The organism is Pseudomonas veronii, from assembly GCF_001439695.1.
Taxonomy (GTDB): Bacteria; Pseudomonadota; Gammaproteobacteria; order Pseudomonadales; family Pseudomonadaceae; genus Aquipseudomonas; species Aquipseudomonas veronii.
In genome coordinates this window covers 357013-374197 of sequence record NZ_JYLL01000001.1, presented here as the reverse complement: position 1 = coordinate 374197, position 17185 = coordinate 357013, and the positions used below count along the sequence as shown (strand labels likewise).

17 protein-coding genes are annotated in these 17185 nt (G+C 59.9%); 11 read left to right on the top strand and 6 right to left on the bottom strand.

The features are described 5' to 3' along the window. Positions 1-3: 3 nt before the first annotated feature. Positions 4-1779, bottom strand: a complete 1776-nt coding sequence (gene gcl / locus TU80_RS01595) for a glyoxylate carboligase (RefSeq protein ID WP_017849458.1) — start codon at positions 1777-1779, stop codon at positions 4-6. A 266-nt stretch (positions 1780-2045) separates the two neighbouring features. Here gcl and TU80_RS01590 point away from each other — a divergent pair, with 266 nt between their 5' ends. Beyond that, the gene (locus tag TU80_RS01590) at positions 2046-2486 is read left to right on the top strand and encodes a GlcG/HbpS family heme-binding protein (RefSeq protein WP_057003710.1); all 441 of its coding nucleotides are present in this window, start codon (positions 2046-2048) and stop codon (positions 2484-2486) included. Between the two features lie 135 nt (positions 2487-2621). On the opposite strand, the gene TU80_RS01585 is transcribed toward TU80_RS01590, so the two are convergent. Next, the gene (locus TU80_RS01585; protein ID WP_046384206.1) at positions 2622-3227 is read right to left on the bottom strand and encodes a TetR/AcrR family transcriptional regulator; all 606 of its coding nucleotides are present in this window, start codon (positions 3225-3227) and stop codon (positions 2622-2624) included. 283 nt (positions 3228-3510) lie between these two features. Here TU80_RS01585 and TU80_RS01580 point away from each other — a divergent pair, with 283 nt between their 5' ends. From TU80_RS01580 to TU80_RS01565, 4 genes are read left to right on the top strand one after another with little or no spacing between them, the layout of a single operon-like run. Next, positions 3511-4263: a transporter substrate-binding domain-containing protein gene (locus tag TU80_RS01580; RefSeq protein ID WP_057003709.1), complete on the top strand. Its 753-nt coding sequence runs from the start codon at positions 3511-3513 to the stop codon at positions 4261-4263. A gap of 17 nt (positions 4264-4280) precedes the next feature. Further along, positions 4281-4997, top strand: a complete 717-nt coding sequence (locus TU80_RS01575) for an ABC transporter permease (RefSeq protein WP_057003708.1) — start codon at positions 4281-4283, stop codon at positions 4995-4997. Beyond that, entirely contained in the window at positions 4994-5716 is a 723-nt protein-coding gene (locus TU80_RS01570) for an ABC transporter permease (protein WP_046384203.1), read from the top strand. The genes TU80_RS01575 and TU80_RS01570 overlap by 4 nt, the downstream gene beginning before the upstream one ends. A gap of 17 nt (positions 5717-5733) precedes the next feature. Then, the gene (locus TU80_RS01565; protein ID WP_046384202.1) at positions 5734-6510 is read left to right on the top strand and encodes an amino acid ABC transporter ATP-binding protein; all 777 of its coding nucleotides are present in this window, start codon (positions 5734-5736) and stop codon (positions 6508-6510) included. Positions 6511-6581: 71 nt separating this feature from the next. On the opposite strand, the gene TU80_RS01560 is transcribed toward TU80_RS01565, so the two are convergent. Next, a complete protein-coding gene (locus TU80_RS01560) occupies positions 6582-7370 on the bottom strand; it encodes an MlaA family lipoprotein (protein WP_046384201.1) in 789 nt (262 codons plus the stop codon). After that, complete coding sequence (locus tag TU80_RS01555; protein ID WP_046384200.1) at positions 7363-8661, bottom strand: serine/threonine protein kinase; 1299 nt, start codon at positions 8659-8661, stop codon at positions 7363-7365. The genes TU80_RS01560 and TU80_RS01555 overlap by 8 nt, the downstream gene beginning before the upstream one ends. 236 nt (positions 8662-8897) lie before the next feature. Here TU80_RS01555 and TU80_RS01550 point away from each other — a divergent pair, with 236 nt between their 5' ends. After that, a complete protein-coding gene (locus tag TU80_RS01550) occupies positions 8898-9266 on the top strand; it encodes a hypothetical protein (protein WP_046384199.1) in 369 nt (122 codons plus the stop codon). 93 nt (positions 9267-9359) lie between these two features. Here the strand turns inward: TU80_RS01550 and TU80_RS01545 are convergent, their stop codons facing one another. After that, on the bottom strand, positions 9360-10913 hold the full coding sequence (locus TU80_RS01545) for a glycoside hydrolase family 17 protein (protein WP_057003707.1): 1554 nt from the start codon (positions 10911-10913) through the stop codon (positions 9360-9362). A 331-nt stretch (positions 10914-11244) separates the two neighbouring features. On the opposite strand from TU80_RS01545, the gene TU80_RS01540 reads away from it, so the two are divergent. The 3 genes from TU80_RS01540 to TU80_RS01530 all read left to right on the top strand — a co-directional run bounded on the left by TU80_RS01540 (position 11245) and on the right by TU80_RS01530 (position 14264). Then, positions 11245-12096: a glycine betaine ABC transporter substrate-binding protein gene (locus TU80_RS01540; protein ID WP_057003706.1), complete on the top strand. Its 852-nt coding sequence runs from the start codon at positions 11245-11247 to the stop codon at positions 12094-12096. A gap of 201 nt (positions 12097-12297) precedes the next feature. Then, positions 12298-12609 (top strand): DUF485 domain-containing protein, encoded by a 312-nt coding sequence (locus tag TU80_RS01535; RefSeq protein ID WP_017846760.1) that lies wholly within the window; start codon positions 12298-12300, stop codon positions 12607-12609. Continuing rightward, a complete protein-coding gene (locus TU80_RS01530) occupies positions 12606-14264 on the top strand; it encodes a cation acetate symporter (protein ID WP_017846761.1) in 1659 nt (552 codons plus the stop codon). The genes TU80_RS01535 and TU80_RS01530 overlap by 4 nt, the downstream gene beginning before the upstream one ends. 530 nt (positions 14265-14794) lie before the next feature. On the opposite strand, the gene gltA is transcribed toward TU80_RS01530, so the two are convergent. After that, on the bottom strand, positions 14795-16084 hold the full coding sequence (gltA, locus tag TU80_RS01525; protein ID WP_017846762.1) for a citrate synthase: 1290 nt from the start codon (positions 16082-16084) through the stop codon (positions 14795-14797). A 363-nt stretch (positions 16085-16447) separates the two neighbouring features. Here gltA and sdhC point away from each other — a divergent pair, with 363 nt between their 5' ends. Then, entirely contained in the window at positions 16448-16822 is a 375-nt protein-coding gene (gene sdhC, locus TU80_RS01520; protein ID WP_017846763.1) for a succinate dehydrogenase, cytochrome b556 subunit, read from the top strand. Then, the gene (sdhD, locus tag TU80_RS01515; protein ID WP_017846764.1) at positions 16816-17184 is read left to right on the top strand and encodes a succinate dehydrogenase, hydrophobic membrane anchor protein; all 369 of its coding nucleotides are present in this window, start codon (positions 16816-16818) and stop codon (positions 17182-17184) included. The genes sdhC and sdhD overlap by 7 nt, the downstream gene beginning before the upstream one ends. Position 17185 lies beyond the last annotated feature (1 nt).

Below are 17185 nucleotides of genomic sequence, written 5' to 3'. Positions count from 1 at the left end.
TCCTTAATCGAGCAGGGAAATGGCGGTCGGCGCATCGTTGCCGACCAGGGCCAGATCTTCGAATTCGTTGACGGCGTTGATCTCGGTGCCCATGGAAATATTGGTCACGCGCTCCAGAATAATCTCAACGATCACCGGAACCTTGAATTCTTCGAGCATTTCCTGGGCACGGCGCAGTGCCGGCTGGATCTGGCCGGGCTCGAACACGCGCAGCGCCTTGCACCCCAGGCCTTCGGCGACCGCGACGTGGTCGACACCATAGCCGTTGAGTTCCGGGGCGTTGAGGTTGTCGAAAGACAACTGCACGCAGTAGTCCATTTCGAACCCGCGCTGGGCCTGGCGGATCAGCCCCAGGTAGGAGTTGTTCACCACTACGTGGATATACGGCAGCTTGAACTGCGCGCCCACGGCCAGTTCTTCGATCATGAACTGGAAGTCATAGTCGCCGGACAGCGCCACCACCTTGCGGCTCGGGTCGGCCTTGACCACACCGAGCGCCGCCGGGATGGTCCAGCCCAACGGGCCGGCCTGGCCGCAGTTGATCCAGTGACGCGGCTTGTAGACATGCAGGAATTGCGCGCCGGCAATCTGCGACAGGCCGATGGTGCTGACGTAGCAGGTGTCCTTGCCGAACACCTGGTTCATCTCTTCGTACACCCGTTGCGGCTTGACCGGCACGTTGTCGAAGTGGGTCTTGCGCTGCAAGGTGGCCTTGCGCTGCTGGCAGTCATGCAGCCAGGCGCTGCGGTCCTTGAGTTTGCCTGCGGCTTTCCACTCGCGGGCGACTTCGATGAACATCGTCAGTGCGGCCCCGGCGTCGGAAACGATGCCGAGGTCCGGGGTGAATACGCGACCGATTTGCGTCGGTTCAATGTCGACGTGAATGAACGTGCGCCCCTCGGTGTACACCTCCACCGAACCGGTGTGGCGGTTGGCCCAGCGGTTGCCGATGCCGAGCACCACGTCGGCTTTCAGCAGCGTCGCGTTGCCATAACGGTGCGACGTTTGCAGGCCGACCATGCCTACCATCTGCGGGTGATCGTCGGGGATGGTGCCCCAGCCCATCAAGGTCGGGATCACCGGGATGCCGGTCAACTCGGCGAACTCCACCAGCAGGTCGCTGGCATCGGCATTGATCACGCCGCCACCGCTCACCAGCAGCGGGCGTTCGGCCTGGTCGAGCAGGGCCAGGGCTTTTTCCACCTGGATGCGCGTGGCCAGCGGTTTGGCCAGGGGCAGCGGCTGGTAGGCGTCGATGTCGAATTCGATCTCGGCCATCTGTACGTCGAACGGCAGGTCGATCAGCACCGGGCCAGGGCGGCCGGAGCGCATTTCATAAAAGGCCTTCTGGAACGCATACGGCACCTGGCCGGGTTCGAGGACCGTGGTCGCCCACTTGGTCACCGGCTTGACGATGCTGGTGATGTCCACGGCCTGGAAATCTTCCTTGTGCATCCGCGCCCGGGGGGCCTGGCCGGTGATGCACAGGATCGGAATCGAGTCGGCCGAGGCGCTGTACAGGCCGGTGACCATGTCGGTGCCCGCCGGGCCCGATGTGCCGATGCACACGCCGATATTGCCGGCCTTGGTGCGGGTGTAGCCCTCGGCCATGTGCGAGGCGCCTTCAACATGGCGAGCAAGGACGTGATCGATGCCACCGACCTTCTGCAAGGCCGAATACAGCGGGTTGATCGCGGCGCCTGGGATACCGAAGGCGGTGTCTACCCCTTCACGACGCATCACCAGAACGGCGGCTTCGATTGCTCTCATTTTGCTCATTGTTTTGGTGCCTCTTGCGTTTTGTAATTGTATACAAGTGGTGTTTGGTCGAAGTGTATTCACGGCAAGCGCCACAGGTCAATGCATTTTATTCAGTAGCCTTTGCGTTCGTCGGAAGGTCTTTGCAGGGCATTTTTTCGACATTCGGTAGGTTTGTGCGAAAATATTGTATACAAAAGATAACTCTATTGTGTTCTATTTGTCGCATCCGGTATCTGTTCCAACAGAGCCCACGGCTTTCCCATAACAAGATAAGGACGGCACCCATGAGCGCTTTAACCTTGAAAGTCGCAGTCAACCTGGCCGGCCAGGCCCTCGCCGCAGGCCGCGCCATTGCCTCGGCACCGCTGACCATTGCGGTGCTGGACGGCGGCGGTCACCTGATCACCCTGCAACGGGACGACGGCGCCAGCCTGCTGCGCCCGCAGATCGCCATCGGCAAGGCCTGGGGCGCGATTGCCCTGGGCAAAGGCTCACGCTTGCTCGCGCTGGATGCGCAGCAACGCCCGGCGTTTATCGCCGCATTGAACAGCTTGGGGCAGGGCAGCGTGGTGCCGGCGCCGGGCGGGGTGTTGATTCGGGATCAGGAAGGGCTGGTGCTGGGGGCGATCGGGATCAGCGGGGACACGTCGGATATTGATGAGCAGTGTGCGATCACGGCGATTGAAGCGCTGGGTTTGTGGGCGGATGCGGGGGTGTCAGCCTGATTTTTGGATGACTGTCAGGGCCTTATCGGGAGCAAGCTCCCTCCCACATTTGACGGTATTCACAAATAGAAATGTGTGAACACAGTTAAAGGTGGGAGGGAGCTTGCTCCCGATTGCCACAGGCGCCTCGGTGTCTCAGTCCGGCGCACAGCCCTTGAGCACCAACCGAATAATCGTCTGCGCCGCCGCCTCGTAATCCGCCTCATCCAATTTGGCCTTGCCGGTCACCGCCGAAATCTGCCAATCGAAATCCGCATACGTCTGGGTTGCGGCCCAGATGCTGAACATCAAGTGATTGGGATCGATCGGCGCAATCAATCCGCGGTCCACCCAGTGCTGGATGCACTGGATATTGTGCTTGGCCTGGGCGTTGAGTTGCTCGACCTGTTCGGCGCTCAGGTGCGGGGCGCCGTGCATGATTTCGCTGGCGAACACCTTGGAGGCGAAGGGCAGGTCGCGGGAGATGCGGATTTTTGAGCGGATGTAGTTGCTCAGTACCACCGCAGGCTCACCCTCCGGGTTGAACGGCGTGGAGGCTGCCAGGATCGGCTCGATGATGCTCTCGAGCACTTCGCGGTAGAGGTTGTCCTTGGACTTGAAGTAGTAGTAGACGTTGGGCTTGGGCAGCCCGGCCTTGGCGGCGATGTCGCTGGTTTTGGTCGCGGCGAAGCCCTTGTCGGCAAACTCCTCGCTCGCCGCCCGCAGGATCTTTTCTTTGTTGCGCTCGCGAATGCTGCTCATAAACCAGAGGGTTCCTTGCCATGACAGGCGGTTGCGCATGGTAGCACCGGCCATCCGCGAGCCTCAACAATGTGCCCGCGACACTCTTGGGGTCGATCGTGCATCCAGGTTTTGGCCTACAAAAAACTCGGAAATAGACTATCTGTAAAATATAGACGAATTGTTTAGGTTGGCGTAGTGTCCGCTGGGTCAGTGACTGAGCCTGCGTCAATCACCCGTGTTCCTTCGGGTTAACCAGGCCTCAGGCACTACCCAGAATAAAAATAATTCGGTAGGTGCCTTCATGAAACAGGTCAAACAGACGCTCTATGCCGTAACGATCACCCTCGGGCTGTTGTCGGTGGCCCATGCGCAGCCGCTGCGTTTCGCCACGGAGGGTGCTTATCCGCCTTTCAACTACGTGGACTCGAATAACCAACTACGTGGTTTTGACGTCGATATGGCGAACGCCCTGTGCGCCAGGCTCGGCGTCGAATGCACGATTGTTGCCCAGGACTGGGAGGGCATCATCCCGGGCCTGCTCGCGAAAAAGTACGACGCGATCATCGCCTCGATGGCCATCACCGAAGAGCGCCAGAAGACCGTCAGCTTCACCCAGCCCTACAACCGCACGCGCATGGTCCTGGCAGTGCCCAGGGGCAGCGACATTCAGGACGCTGCGCCGGCCACGTTGTCCGGCAAGACGGTCGGCGCTCAGTCGTCGTCCACCCAGGGTATCTACAACCAGGATGTCTATGGCGCCAATGGGGCGCGGGTCAAGTTGTACGTCGGCCAGGACGAGGCCAACAGCGACCTGCTCAACGGCCGCCTGGATGCGGTGGTCAACGACAGCGCGCCAATGCAGGAGTGGTTGAAGAGCACCGACCCGCAGTGTTGCCGGGTGCTGGCTATCCCCGGTACGCAAAGCGACGCCGGTATTGCCGTGCGCAAGGCCGATGAGGCGTTGCGCGCCAGGCTGAACCAGGCCATCGCGGACGTGATCGCCGACGGCACGTATCGACAGCTCAAGTTGGCCCATGGCCTTGAGGATGATTAAGCGCGGGGGCGTCTTCCATGTTCGAGTCATTAGGGTTGTTGTCGTTGGGCGCCGGTGGGTGGGGCGGCGCGCTGCTGGCGGGCGCAGGGGTCACGATGGCGCTGGCATTGGCGTGTGTGCCGCTGGGGTTGCCATTGGGGTTGTTGGTGGCGCTGTGCAGCAGATCGGCAAACACCACGGTGAGGGCGATGGCTGCGCTGTTCTCCACCTGTTTTCGTGGCCTGCCGGAGTTGCTGACGTTATTGATCGTGTATTACGGCATCCAGATCGCGCTGCAGAAGTTCCAGGCGTATTGGGGCGGTTCGGCCGAGTTTGGCATCAACGCGTTCGTGGCGGCGGTGATCGCGTTCAGCCTGGTGCTGGCGGCCTTTTCCAGCGAGGTGTGGCTGGGGGCGTTGAAGACCGTGGCGCGCGGCCAGTACGAAGGCGCCCAGGCACTGGGCTTGAGCCGCAGGCACACGTTTTTCAAGGTGGTGCTGCCGCAGGTGATGAGGATCGCCTTGCCGGGGCTTTCGAACAACTGGTTGAGCCTGCTCAAGGACACGGCGTTGGTGTCGACCATTTCCCTGGTGGACCTGATGCGTCAGACCAGCCTGGCGGTGAACGCCACCAAGGAACCGATGCTGTTTTATCTGGCGGCGTGTGGCCTGTACCTGCTGCTGTCGTCGATGTCGGGGTTTTGCATCGCACAGCTTGAAAAGCACTACGGCCAGGGTCGGGAGCGTGCCTCATGATGGGGGGCGAGCGTTTTGCCGAGTGGCTCGGGCTTGAACTGCTTCAGCGCTACGGTGCGCAGTTGTTCGATGGCTTGTTGCTGACCCTGCAATTGGTGGCGATATCCAGCAGCGCCGGGATGGTGCTTGGCGTGCTGTTGGCGTTGGGCAGGACTTCACGCTGGCGTTTGTTGCAGTACGGGTGCAGGGCCTATCTCTACTTTTTCAGGGGCTCGCCGCTGTTGGCGCAGTTGTTCCTGATCTATTACGGCTTGGGTTCCTTCCACGGTTTCTGGCGCGACCTTGGCCTGTGGGGCTGGTTCGGCGACCCGTGGTTTTGCGCCGTGCTGGCGTTCACCTTGAATACGGCGGCCTATCAGGCCGAGATCTTTCGCGGCGGGTTGCTCTCCGTGCCCCGTGCCCACTATGAAGCCGCGACGGTGTTGGGGTTGAGCCGCACCACCACGTTTTTCAAGGTGACCTTGCCGCAGGTGCTCATCGTGACGGTGGGGCCACTGGGCAATGAACTGATTTTGATCATCAAGGCCAGCGCGATTGTGTCGCTGGTGACCTTGCTGGATTTGATGGGCGTGGCCAAGCTGGCGTTCTCACGCACTTTTGATTTCCAGGTGTATGTGTGGGTGGCGCTGGTCTACCTGCTGGTGGTCGAGTGTGTCCGGCGAGGGGTGAACCGGATCAATCGTCGACTCACCCGCCACATGCGGCCAACTGACGAATGATAGGGAAGGGTGGATACATGGGGTCATCAGGGGAGTTTGAGCGGTCGATCTGCGCGCCTGCGCCGGTGGTGATCGACGTCGAAGGGCTGAGTAAATGGTACGGCCCATACCAGGTGCTGCACGGTATCGACCTGCGCGTGGTGCAGGGCGAGCGGATTGTGCTGTGCGGCACCTCGGGCTCCGGCAAGTCCACGTTGATCCGTTGCCTCAATCGTCTGGAACCGGCGCAGCAGGGCCGAATCCAGGTGCTGGGCGCCGACTTGAGCGCTTCGCCGACGCTCTGCCGCGCGGCCTTGCGTGAGGTCGGCATGGTGTTTCAGGGCTTCAACCTGTTTCCGCACCTGACCGTCTTGCAAAACTGCATGCTGGCGCCGATGTCCGTGCGCGGCATGCCCCGCGACAGCGCGCAGGACCAGGCGATGGCGCTGCTGAAAAAAGTCGGGATCGATCAACACTGGAAAAAATACCCGGCGCAACTGTCGGGCGGCCAACAGCAGCGGGTCGCGATAGCCAGGGCATTGTGCATGACCCCGAAAATCATGCTGTTCGATGAGCCGACGTCGGCACTGGACCCGGAGGCTGTCGGCGAGGTGCTGGACGTGATGGTCATGCTCGCCGAAAGTGGCATGACCTTGCTCTGCGTCACCCACGAAATGGGCTTTGCCCGGCAAGTCGCCGGGCGTGTGCTGTTTCTCGATGGCGGGCGGATCATCGAAGACCAGCCGCCGGAGGCGTTTTTCACTGCGCCACGCACACCTCGCGCGCAAGCGTTTCTGGCGCAGGTGCTGGGGTAGGCGGCTGGTATCGAGCAGGCAAAAAAAAGCCATTCGAGCGCGTCGAATGGCTTTTTTACCGCGCGCTGCGCTTATTCGGCAATCTGCAACTTGCGCGATTCCGTATAGATGTAGCGCACCTTTTCGTACTCGAACGGCGAGTTCAACTGACCGTAGCGGAAGCTGGTCTGGTAACGCTTGTCGACCACGCGCAGGGCCCAGATCTCCGGATGGTTGGAGCTGACTTCGGAGACGTTCAGGAAGTTGATCTGCGATTCGGCGCTGTAGTCGACCACCAGGCCGCTGGTATCGCGCAGGTTCGATGGGCCCAGGATCGGCAGCACCAGATAGGCGCCGCCAGGCACGCCGTAGAAACCCAGAGTCTGGCCGAAGTCTTCGCTCTGGCGCGGCAGGCCCATGGCGGTAGCCGGGTCCCACAGCCCGGCAACGCCGATGGTGGTGTTGAGCAGCAGGCGCCCGGTGGTTTCCAGGGAGCGGTGACCCTTGAGTTGCAACAGGCTGTTCAACAGGTTGGGCACATCGCCCAGGTTGTTGAAGAAATTGCTTACGCCGGTACGCAGGAAGCTCGGCGTGACGTAGCGGTAACCGTCGACCACCGGCAGGAACACCCATTGGTCGAAGCGGTAGTTGAAGTGGTAAACGCGACGGTTCCACGATTCCAGCGGGTCGTACACGTTGAGGGCGGTCAGTGACGAGCGTTCGAACTCGCGCTGGTCCAGGCCCGGGTTGAACTTGAGTTTGCTCAGCGGCTCCTTGAAGCCGTCGGCACCCACGACGGTGGGCGCGTGCGCCTTGCTGTTGTCGGCATTGGCCACGCTTGCGCACATCAGGGCGGCAAGCAGCAGAAGATATTTAGCCACGGAAAAACTCCAGCATGGCGTCGGCGTTGACGCGGTAATTGAGGTTGCCGCAATGGCCGCCCAGCGGGTAGACAGTCAAGCGATCGCCGAAGGTTTGACGCAGGAAGCCGAGGTCGCCCGGGCCGAGGATCACGTCGTCGGCGTTATGCATGACGGCGATTTTCGGGCTGGTGTGCAGGTAGTCCTTGAGGGCGTACAGGCTGACCTGATCGACCAATTGCAACAGGCTGCCGCCATCGGAACGGGCGCGCCACATCGGGATGACCTGTTCGGTGAGGTAGCAATCGAAGTCACATTGCAGCGCGCGCTTGAGGAACGGCGTGAGGCTGGTGCCTTCGGTGATCGGGTACTTCGGCGGGATGATCAGGCCGCGGCGGTTGATCAGGTCCGAGGTGAACGCGATGTCGGCCGCCGAAAAACGGAACGTGGTGCCGATCAGCATGGCCATCTGTTCGTTGGTCAGGTGCTGCTTGGAGTTCTGGAAGTCGTAGAGCAGGGCGTCGTTAAGGTCGATGTAGCCCTTTTGCTGGAAGTAGCGGGTCAGCTTGTTCAACACCAGTTCATAAAAGGTCGTGGTGTTGTTGATGCCCTTGACCTCGGTCTGCACCAGCTTGTCGAGGTTGGTGATCGAGGTGTACAGGTTGACCGGCGGGTTGAGCAGCAGCACTTTCTTGAAGTTGAAGCTGCGGCGGGTTTCGTCGAGCTTGCTGACAAAAGCCGCATCCAGCGCACCGAGGCTGTAGCCGCTGAGGTAAAAGTCGGTGACCGGCAGTGAGGCGTTCTGCGCGCGCACTGCTTGCATCACGCGGTACATGTCTTCGGCGTCTTCCTGGGTGATACCCGGCGTGGCGAAGCGCGAGGCGGCGCTCATGAAGTCGAAGCTGGTCGGCGATGACAGTTGCACGACGTGGTAGCCGGCCTGGTAGTACAGTTTTTTCAGGTATTCGTTGATGCTGCTGTCAAACCGCGCACCGGTGCCCGAGATCAGGAAGATCAGCGGTGCGGCGCGGTCTTGCTTGGCGATGCGGTAGGTGAGCTTCTTCACTGCCCAGAAGTTGTCGGGCAGGCTGAACTCGCGCTCGGGACGCATGTTCAGGGTGTAGTCGGACTGGTTGATTTCGTCGTCGCTCGGCAAGCTGGGCCGAAGGTCAGGCGGGGTGGTGGCGATGGTCGCTTCGAACGGGTTGGTCAAAGGGAAGCCATAGCTGGCCTGGTCGATGTCGACGGCCAGTGCTGACGCACTCAAAAAAAGGCTGCCCAGCAAGGCAGCGCAGCGCAAGGAACGGAGCATGACTTAATCCCTAAGAGGAAACGTGCTGAATGAAGTTCGCAGGCTATGACCACCGCGTTGCCACCGAAGTGCCAGCCATCGGCACGAAAAGTCGGATAAAAAACGTCGGAGTCGGGGTAATAGTAGGCAGAAGATACACTTTGCCGCGTATTGATGGACACTTATCTGCGTACACATCTTGCTAACGGCCACCGGGGGATTAAGCTGAGCGCCGTTTTTGCCTATCGGAGTGCTCCATGTCCCGCCGCTTGCCGCTGACCCTACTGCTCATTGCCTTGCCATTATGGCTGGCCGCCAGTTATGCCGCGCGTTACGGCTTCATGGAGGATGGCCGGTGGGTCGGCATTTGCGCGGATGAAGCCAACCGCTGGGAATGCCAGGTGCGTTCGAACCTGGGCTTGATGATTCACTTCCAGGTGATGGGCTGGGCTGCGCTGATCGCGTCGGTGCTGGCGTTTTTCGTGCCGGGCCGTGCGGGGTGGGGGTTGGCGGTGCTGGGGCTGGTGTTCGGGTTGCCGGCGTTGGCGTTGTACAACACCACATTTGCGGTGTTTGCGGTGGTGATTGCCGGGTTGCGCTTGGTCCGCAAGCCACGGGCGGCCTGATAGGGGCAATCGGGGGCAAATCGAATCGTCGCACCGCCCCTTCCACATGGGAACGCATTCCAAATGTGGGAGGGGCTTGCCCCCGATGGCATCTTAAGCCTTGCGCATCCGCAAGCACCGCCACAAAGCCACAACCATCAACCCACTGACCAGCGCCCAACCCCATGCCTGCTGGTTCAACAGACCTTCGCGGAACAGCTGCGGCGCAATGCCGGCACCGATGATAAAGGCCAGTAGGGCAATTTCCCGACGTGGCCCGGTCACCGGGCGAATCAGATAGACCAGGGCAGGCAGCACCAGCGCCGCACTTGGGAAGCTGCGGTAGCGCGGGTCAAACACCAGCGCCAGCATCATCACCGCGCCAGCGAACCCGGCGATTGCCACCAGCCAGCCCGCGCGCGGCTCCAGCCAGTTGAACGCCCGCTCGCGCCAACCCTTGCGGCTGCTCAAGGCCAGGGCCGCATGTGCCAGTACCAGCAGGTTCAACGCGACCAGCAGCCCCGCCCACACCCATTCATCATTGAAGCGTGCGGTTACGCGGGTCAGTTCGGCCCAGGTGCCGATGGAACAGGCGGCGACGGCCCCGAGCAGCGGCAGCAGCCAGGCGGCGCGCACGCTGCGCACCCGCCCGCCGAGCGCCAGGGTGCCCAGCAGGATGAGTCCACCGACTCCCAGCCACAGTGGCCAGTACGGTACGTTGGTCACTGGGCCTGCGAGGATGCCTTTGTCCTGGCGATCGGCATCGAACAAGCCCCAGTAGCCGCCGACAGCGCCTTCACTGGCACGCTTCCACGGCTGGTCGAAGGCTTCGATCAGGTTGTAGTGCCAGCCATTGGCTTCTGCCATGGCCACGAAACCGCGCATGAACTTGGCCTCATTGACCCGGCTCGGCACCGCGGTTTCACGCTGGCGGCCTTCGCTGGGCCAGCCGGTCTCGCCGATCATTACGTCCTTGGGCGCGAATTTATTGCCGAAGGTCTGGCGCACGTCACCGACATGCTTGAGCGCCTGGTCGATTCCCGAGGGGGCGTCTTCCCAGTACGGCAGCAAGTGGATGGTCAGGAAATCCACCGCCGGGGCAATTTCCGGGTGTTGCAGCCAGAACTCCCAGACGTCGGCATACGTGACCGGCTGCTTGATCTGGCTTTTGACCTTATGGATCAGCTTCACCAACTGTGCGGCCGTGACTTCCTTGCGCAGCAGGGTTTCGTTACCGACGATCACCGAAGTCACCACGTCGGCGTTGGCGTTGGCCGAGGCGATCAAGGCGTCGACTTCTTTTTCGGTGTCGACCGGGTTGCCGTTGACCCAGGCGCCGATCATCAGTTTCAGCCCATGCTTGCGCGCCAGGTCCGGCAAGGCTTCCAGGCCGGTCATGGAGTAGGTGCGGATGCATTCGAAGCGGGTGGCCAGCAGGGCCAGGTCGGCGTCCATGCGCTCGGGGCGCAGCTTGAACGGCTGGTCGAACGGTGATTGGTCCTTGTCGAACGGTGTGTAGGAGGCGCATTGCAGTTTGTGGCTGGCGCTGGCCACGTCCGGCAGCACCACTGGCCGGCCGAGGCCATACCAGTACCCGACCAGCGCAAGCAGGCCGAGGATCAAGGCGAATAAATAGGGCAGGGCAGGGAAGCGGGCAGTTGCGGGCATGGTCGGCTTATCTGGGGAGCAAAGGCGCGCATCTTACCCGGATTTGTCGCGTCCCAGTGGGGCTGCATGATTTAGACATGCAAAGTTCGGGCGGGGTATGAGGTGAGCGTCCCATAACAACGCTAGCTGGCGATGTGATGTCGTTTCTTGCTTACCTGAGGTCGCTGACAGAGCAGGACAAAGGCCCCGGCAGGTTGATGATCGAAGTATCAGCACTCCACTGATGTCGTTGCCGCCGGATCGATGCGCGTGAAGGGGGCGTGGCGCACCACATAACAACAGGTTGACGTCGCTCGACATCCGTCGGGCGCAGCACTTTCGGGGAAGTACGATGAAGATGCGACGACTCTTGGGCGCAGTTGCCACTCTGGTAGTTGCGATGAGCTCCACACTGGCCAGCGCCGACAGCAAAACCCTGAGCATCGGCTACGTGGACGGTTGGTCCGACAGCGTTGCCACCACTCATGTGGCGGCAGAAGTGATCAAGGCAAAGCTCGGTTATGACGTCAAGTTGCAAGCGGTCGCCACCGGGATCATGTGGCAGGGTGTTGCTACCGGCAAGCTCGACGCCATGCTCTCTGCCTGGCTACCCGTGACCCACGGTGAATACTGGGCCAAGAACAAGGACAAGGTGGTCGACTACGGCCCCAACTTCAAGGATGCGAAGATCGGCCTGATCGTGCCGGAGTACGTCAAGGCCAAGTCCATCGAAGACCTCAAGACCGACACCACCTTCAAGAACAAGATCGTCGGTATCGACGCCGGTTCAGGCGTGATGCTCAAGACCGACGAAGCGATCAAGGCCTATGGCCTGGACTACAAGCTGCAAGCCAGCTCCGGTGCCGCGATGATCGCCGAACTGACCCGTGCCGAAGACAAGCAGGAATCCATTGCAGTCACCGGGTGGGTGCCGCACTGGATGTTCGCCAAGTGGAAACTGCGGTTCCTGGACGATCCAAAAGGGATCTATGGCGCTGCTGAAACCGTCAACAGCATTGGTAGCAAGGGCCTGGAGAAGAAAGCCCCGGAAGTCGCGGCGTTCCTGAAGAAATTCCAATGGGCTTCCAAGGACGAAATCGGTGAAGTCATGCTCGCCATCCAGGAGGGCGCCAAGCCCGATGCAGCCGCCAAGGACTGGGTTGCCAAGCACCCTGAGCGGGTTGCCGAGTGGCTCGCCAAGTAACCCCCCTTTGATGTAACCCCTTGTGGGAGGGGGCAAGCCCCCTCCCACATTATTATTTTCGCCGCCCGCAAATGTTTCTGCGCCCTCGCAAACCCTCGCTACACTCCCTCTAATACTAAGGTCGTCTGGAACCTGCCCCGTAGCCGCATACAGTGGCTATTGTTTCAATAATAACAAAGCTGTGCTGCGAGGATAAAAACAATGAACGACAGCATTTACCTCTCGATTCAAAACAGCCCGCGCTTCAAGGAGCTGGTTAGAAAAAGGGAAAGGTTCGCCTGGATTCTCTCGGCGATCATGCTAGGGCTTTACTCCGGATTCATCCTGTTGATTGCCTACGGGCCACAATTGCTGGGGGCTAAGATCAGCTCCACTTCGTCCATCACCTGGGGAATCCCTATCGGTGTCGGGCTGATTCTATCGGCCTTTGTCCTCACTGCGATCTACGTGCGACGCGCCAACGGCGAATTCGACGATCTGAACAATGCGATTCTCAAGGAGGCTGCGCAATGATCCGTCGTCTATTGGCTGTACTGGGTGCTTCGGTCTTCGCGCCTGCTATATGGGCGGGGGAGGCGTTGACCGGTGAAGTGCAAAAACAACCGCTGAATATTCCAGCGATCCTGATGTTCGTGGTCTTTGTCGGCGCGACGTTGTGCATTACCTACTGGGCGTCCAAGCGCAACAACTCGGCGGCCGACTACTATGCGGCCGGCGGCAAGATCACCGGTTTCCAGAACGGCCTGGCGATTGCCGGCGACTATATGTCGGCCGCGTCCTTCCTGGGTATTTCCGCACTGGTATACACCTCCGGCTACGACGGCCTGATCTACTCGATCGGCTTCCTGGTGGGCTGGCCGATCATTCTGTTCCTGATCGCCGAGCGCCTGCGTAACCTGGGCAAATACACCTTTGCCGACGTGGCGTCCTACCGCCTCGGGCAAACCCAGATCCGTAGCCTGTCGGCTTGCGGTTCGCTGGTGGTGGTGGCGTTCTACCTGATCGCGCAGATGGTAGGCGCGGGCAAGTTGATCCAGCTGCTGTTCGGCCTTGATTACCACGTAGCGGTGATCATGGTGGGTGTCCTGATGTGCCTGTACGTGCTGTTCGGCGGCATGCTGGCGACCACCTGGGTGCAGATCATCAAGGCTGTGTTGCTGCTGTCCGGCGCCACGTTCATGGCGGTGATGGTGATGAAGCACGTCAACTTCGACTTCAGCACGCTGTTTTCCGAGGCGATCAAGGTTCACCCTAAAGGTGAAGCGATCATGAGCCCTGGCGGTTTGGTGAAAGATCCGGTCTCCGCGTTCTCCCTGGCTCTGGCACTGATGTTCGGTACCGCCGGCCTGCCGCACATCCTGATGCGCTTCTTCACCGTGAGCGACGCCAAGGAAGCGCGCAAGAGCGTGTTGTACGCCACTGGTTTCATCGGCTACTTCTACATCCTGACCTTCATCATCGGTTTCGGCGCGATCCTGCTGGTCAGCACCAACCCGGCGTTCAAGGATGCTGCAGGCGCCTTGCTCGGTGGTAACAACATGGCGGCGGTTCACCTGGCCAACGCGGTGGGTGGCAGTATCTTCCTGGGCTTCATCTCGGCTGTGGCGTTTGCCACCATCCTCGCGGTGGTTGCGGGCTTGACCCTGGCCGGTGCTTCGGCGGTGTCCCATGACCTGTATGCCAGCGTGATCAAGAAAGGCAAGGCCAACGACAAAGAGGAGATTCGCGTCTCGAAGATCACCACTATCGCCTTGGCGGTGCTGGCAATCGGTCTGGGTATCCTGTTTGAAAGCCAGAACATTGCGTTCATGGTCGGCCTGGCGTTCTCTATCGCTGCCAGCTGTAACTTCCCGGTGTTGCTGCTTTCCATGTACTGGAAAAACCTCACCACCCGTGGCGCAATGATTGGCGGCTGGCTCGGGTTGGTCAGTGCCGTGGGCCTGATGGTCCTGGGGCCGACCATCTGGGTGTCGATCCTGCATCACGAAAAAGCCATCTTCCCGTATGAGTACCCTGCGCTGTTCTCGATGTTCATCGCGTTCGTCAGCATCTGGTTCTTCTCCATCACCGACAAGTCGGCGGCGGCAGTCAAGGAACGGGCACTGTACTTCCCGCAGTTTGTGCGTTCGCAGACTGGCCTGGGGGCGAGTGGGGCGGTTTCTCACTAAGGTTGTAGCTTAATAGGAAATGCCCCGGTCGATAGGCTGGGGCATTTTTTTTGGCTGGAGTTTTGTGGTGTCTGGGCCATTGCTATCGGGGGTAAGCCCCCTCCCACAGTTGATTGCATTCCAAGGTGGGTAGTTGGTCAGGTTTGGGGGGCTTAATAGGAAATGCCCCGGTCGATAGGCTGGGGCATTTTTTTTGGCTGGAGTTTTGTGGTGGCTGGGCCATTGCTATCGGGGGCAAGCCCCCTCCCACAGTTGGTTGCATTCCAAGGTGGGTAGTCGGTCAGGTTTGGGGGGCTTAATAGGAAGTGTCCCGGTCGATAGGCTGGGGCTTTGTGTTGGTTGGGCTATTGTCATCGGGAGCAAGCTCCCTCCCACATTCGACCGGGTACCTACCTTGGAATGCAGTCGGATGTGGGAGGGGGCTTGCTCCCGATAGCTGAATTTCAGACAAAACAGTTTCTTGGTTCCTGCACAAATAAAAACGGCCTCCATGAAGGAGGCCGCTTTTTTATTGCGCGTCGGTCAGATGCTTACTTGCGATCTTCCAACTTGGTAATGTCACGCGACTCGTAGCCGGTGTACAGCTGGCGCGGGCGGCCAATCTTGTACGGGCTGGAGAGCATTTCTTTCCAGTGGGAGATCCAGCCCACGGTCCGCGCCAGGGCGAAGATCACGGTGAACATGCTGGTTGGAATGCCGATCGCCTTGAGGATGATCCCCGAGTAGAAGTCGACGTTCGGGTACAGCGAGCGCTCGATGAAGTACGGGTCGGTCAGAGCGATCTCTTCCAGGCGCATGGCCAGTTCGAGTTGCGGATCGTTCTTGATGCCCAGTTCCCTCAACACTTCGTCGCAGGTCTTCTTCATGACGGTGGCGCGCGGGTCGCGGTTCTTGTAGACCCGGTGACCGAAGCCCATCAACTTGAACGGATCGTTCTTGTCCTTGGCCTTGGCGATGTATTTGTCGATGTTCGAGACATCGCCGATTTCATCGAGCATGGTCAATACGGCTTCGTTCGCACCGCCGTGGGCAGGGCCCCACAGCGCGGCGATACCGGCGGCGATACAGGCGAACGGGTTGGCACCCGAAGAGCCGGCCAGACGCACGGTAGAGGTGGAGGCGTTCTGCTCGTGGTCGGCATGGAGGATGAAGATCCGGTCCATTGCCTTGGCGAGCACCGGGCTGATCGGTTTGATCTCGCACGGGGTGTTGAACATCATGTGCAGGAAGTTTTCCGCGTAAGTCAGGTCGTTGCGCGGGTACATCATGGGTTGCCCCATGGAGTACTTGTAAACCATTGCGGCCAGGGTCGGCATCTTGGCAACCAGGCGGATCGCGGAGATTTCGCGATGCTGCGGGTTATTGATGTCGAGGGAGTCGTGATAGAAGGCCGACAGGGCGCCGACCACGCCGCACATGACGGCCATCGGGTGGGCGTCGCGACGGAAGCCGTTGAAGAACGTCTTCAACTGCTCGTGAACCATGGTGTGGTTCTTTACAGTACTGACAAACTGGGCTTTCTGCTCGGCGGTTGGCAACTCGCCATTTAGTAGCAGATAGCAGGTTTCCAGGTAGTCCGATTTCTCAGCCAGTTGCTCGATCGGGTAGCCCCGATGCAGCAAAATGCCATTATCGCCATCAATATAGGTAATCTTCGACTCGCATGAGGCGGTCGACATGAAACCTGGGTCGAAAGTGAAACGGCCCGTGGCCGTCAGGCCCCGTACGTCGATAACATCAGGACCAACGGTGCCGGTTAAAATGGGCAGCTCGACGGGGGCTGCGCCCTCGATGATCAACTGCGCTTTTTTGTCAGCCATGTGGCCTCCTATTTATGCTTCAAATCATCAGACAGACCCCCCACGCAGGGCCCGCACCACTATAGTGAGATAAATTCAGATGTCAATTTGCCTAAAGTCTTGCCCCAGAAGGCTTTAACCGGACTTTTTCCTCGAAATTTACCGCCATTTACGCCTTTTATCCTGCCAACGCAATGCGCTATTAGGGTGAGGTCAGCGCGTTGTCATTAGTAACCTAACTGTCTATACTCGGCCACCGACCGCCAAGGGCTTTTGGGCTTGCTTTCATTGGGGGTCGCACTCCCTGGGTGGTGTTACCTGACCAGTCCGCTCCCCAACAACTTTGCCCTGATTGTTAGGGGCTCTTCAGTGTGAAAAAAAGCCGTGAATAGCCAACGACCTGTAAACCTAGACCTAAGGACCATCAAACTCCCCATCACCGGCGTTACGTCGTTCCTGCACCGTGTTTCCGGCATCATCCTCTTCCTGGGCCTGGGCTTCATGCTTTATGCATTGAGCAAATCCCTGGGTTCCGAGGAAGGTTATGCCGAGGTGAAGGCATGCTTGACCAGTCCGCTGGCCAAGTTCGTAGCATGGGGCCTCTTGTCCGCTCTGCTGTATCACTTGGTAGCCGGCGTGCGCCACTTGATCATGGATATGGGCATCGGTGAGACGCTGGAAGGCGGCCGCCTGGGCTCGAAAATCGTCATCGCCGTTTCCGTGGCGCTGATCGTTCTGGCAGGAGTTTGGATATGGTAACCAGCGTAACGAATCTGTCGCGTTCGGGCCTCTATGACTGGATGGCACAGCGTGTGTCTGCGGTCGTTCTCGCGGCTTATTTCATTTTCCTGATCGGATACCTCGTCGCCAATCCGGGCATCGGCTATGAGCAATGGCATGGCCTGTTTTCCCACAATGCGATGCGAATCTTCAGTCTGCTGGCCCTTGTAGCCCTGGGCGCTCACGCCTGGGTCGGCATGTGGACCATTTCGACCGACTACCTGACGCCGATGGCGCTGGGCAAGTCTGCGACAGCAGTACGGTTTCTCTTCCAGGCAGTATGCGGCGTCGCGATGTTCGCTTACTTCGTCTGGGGTGTGCAGATTCTTTGGGGTATCTGAT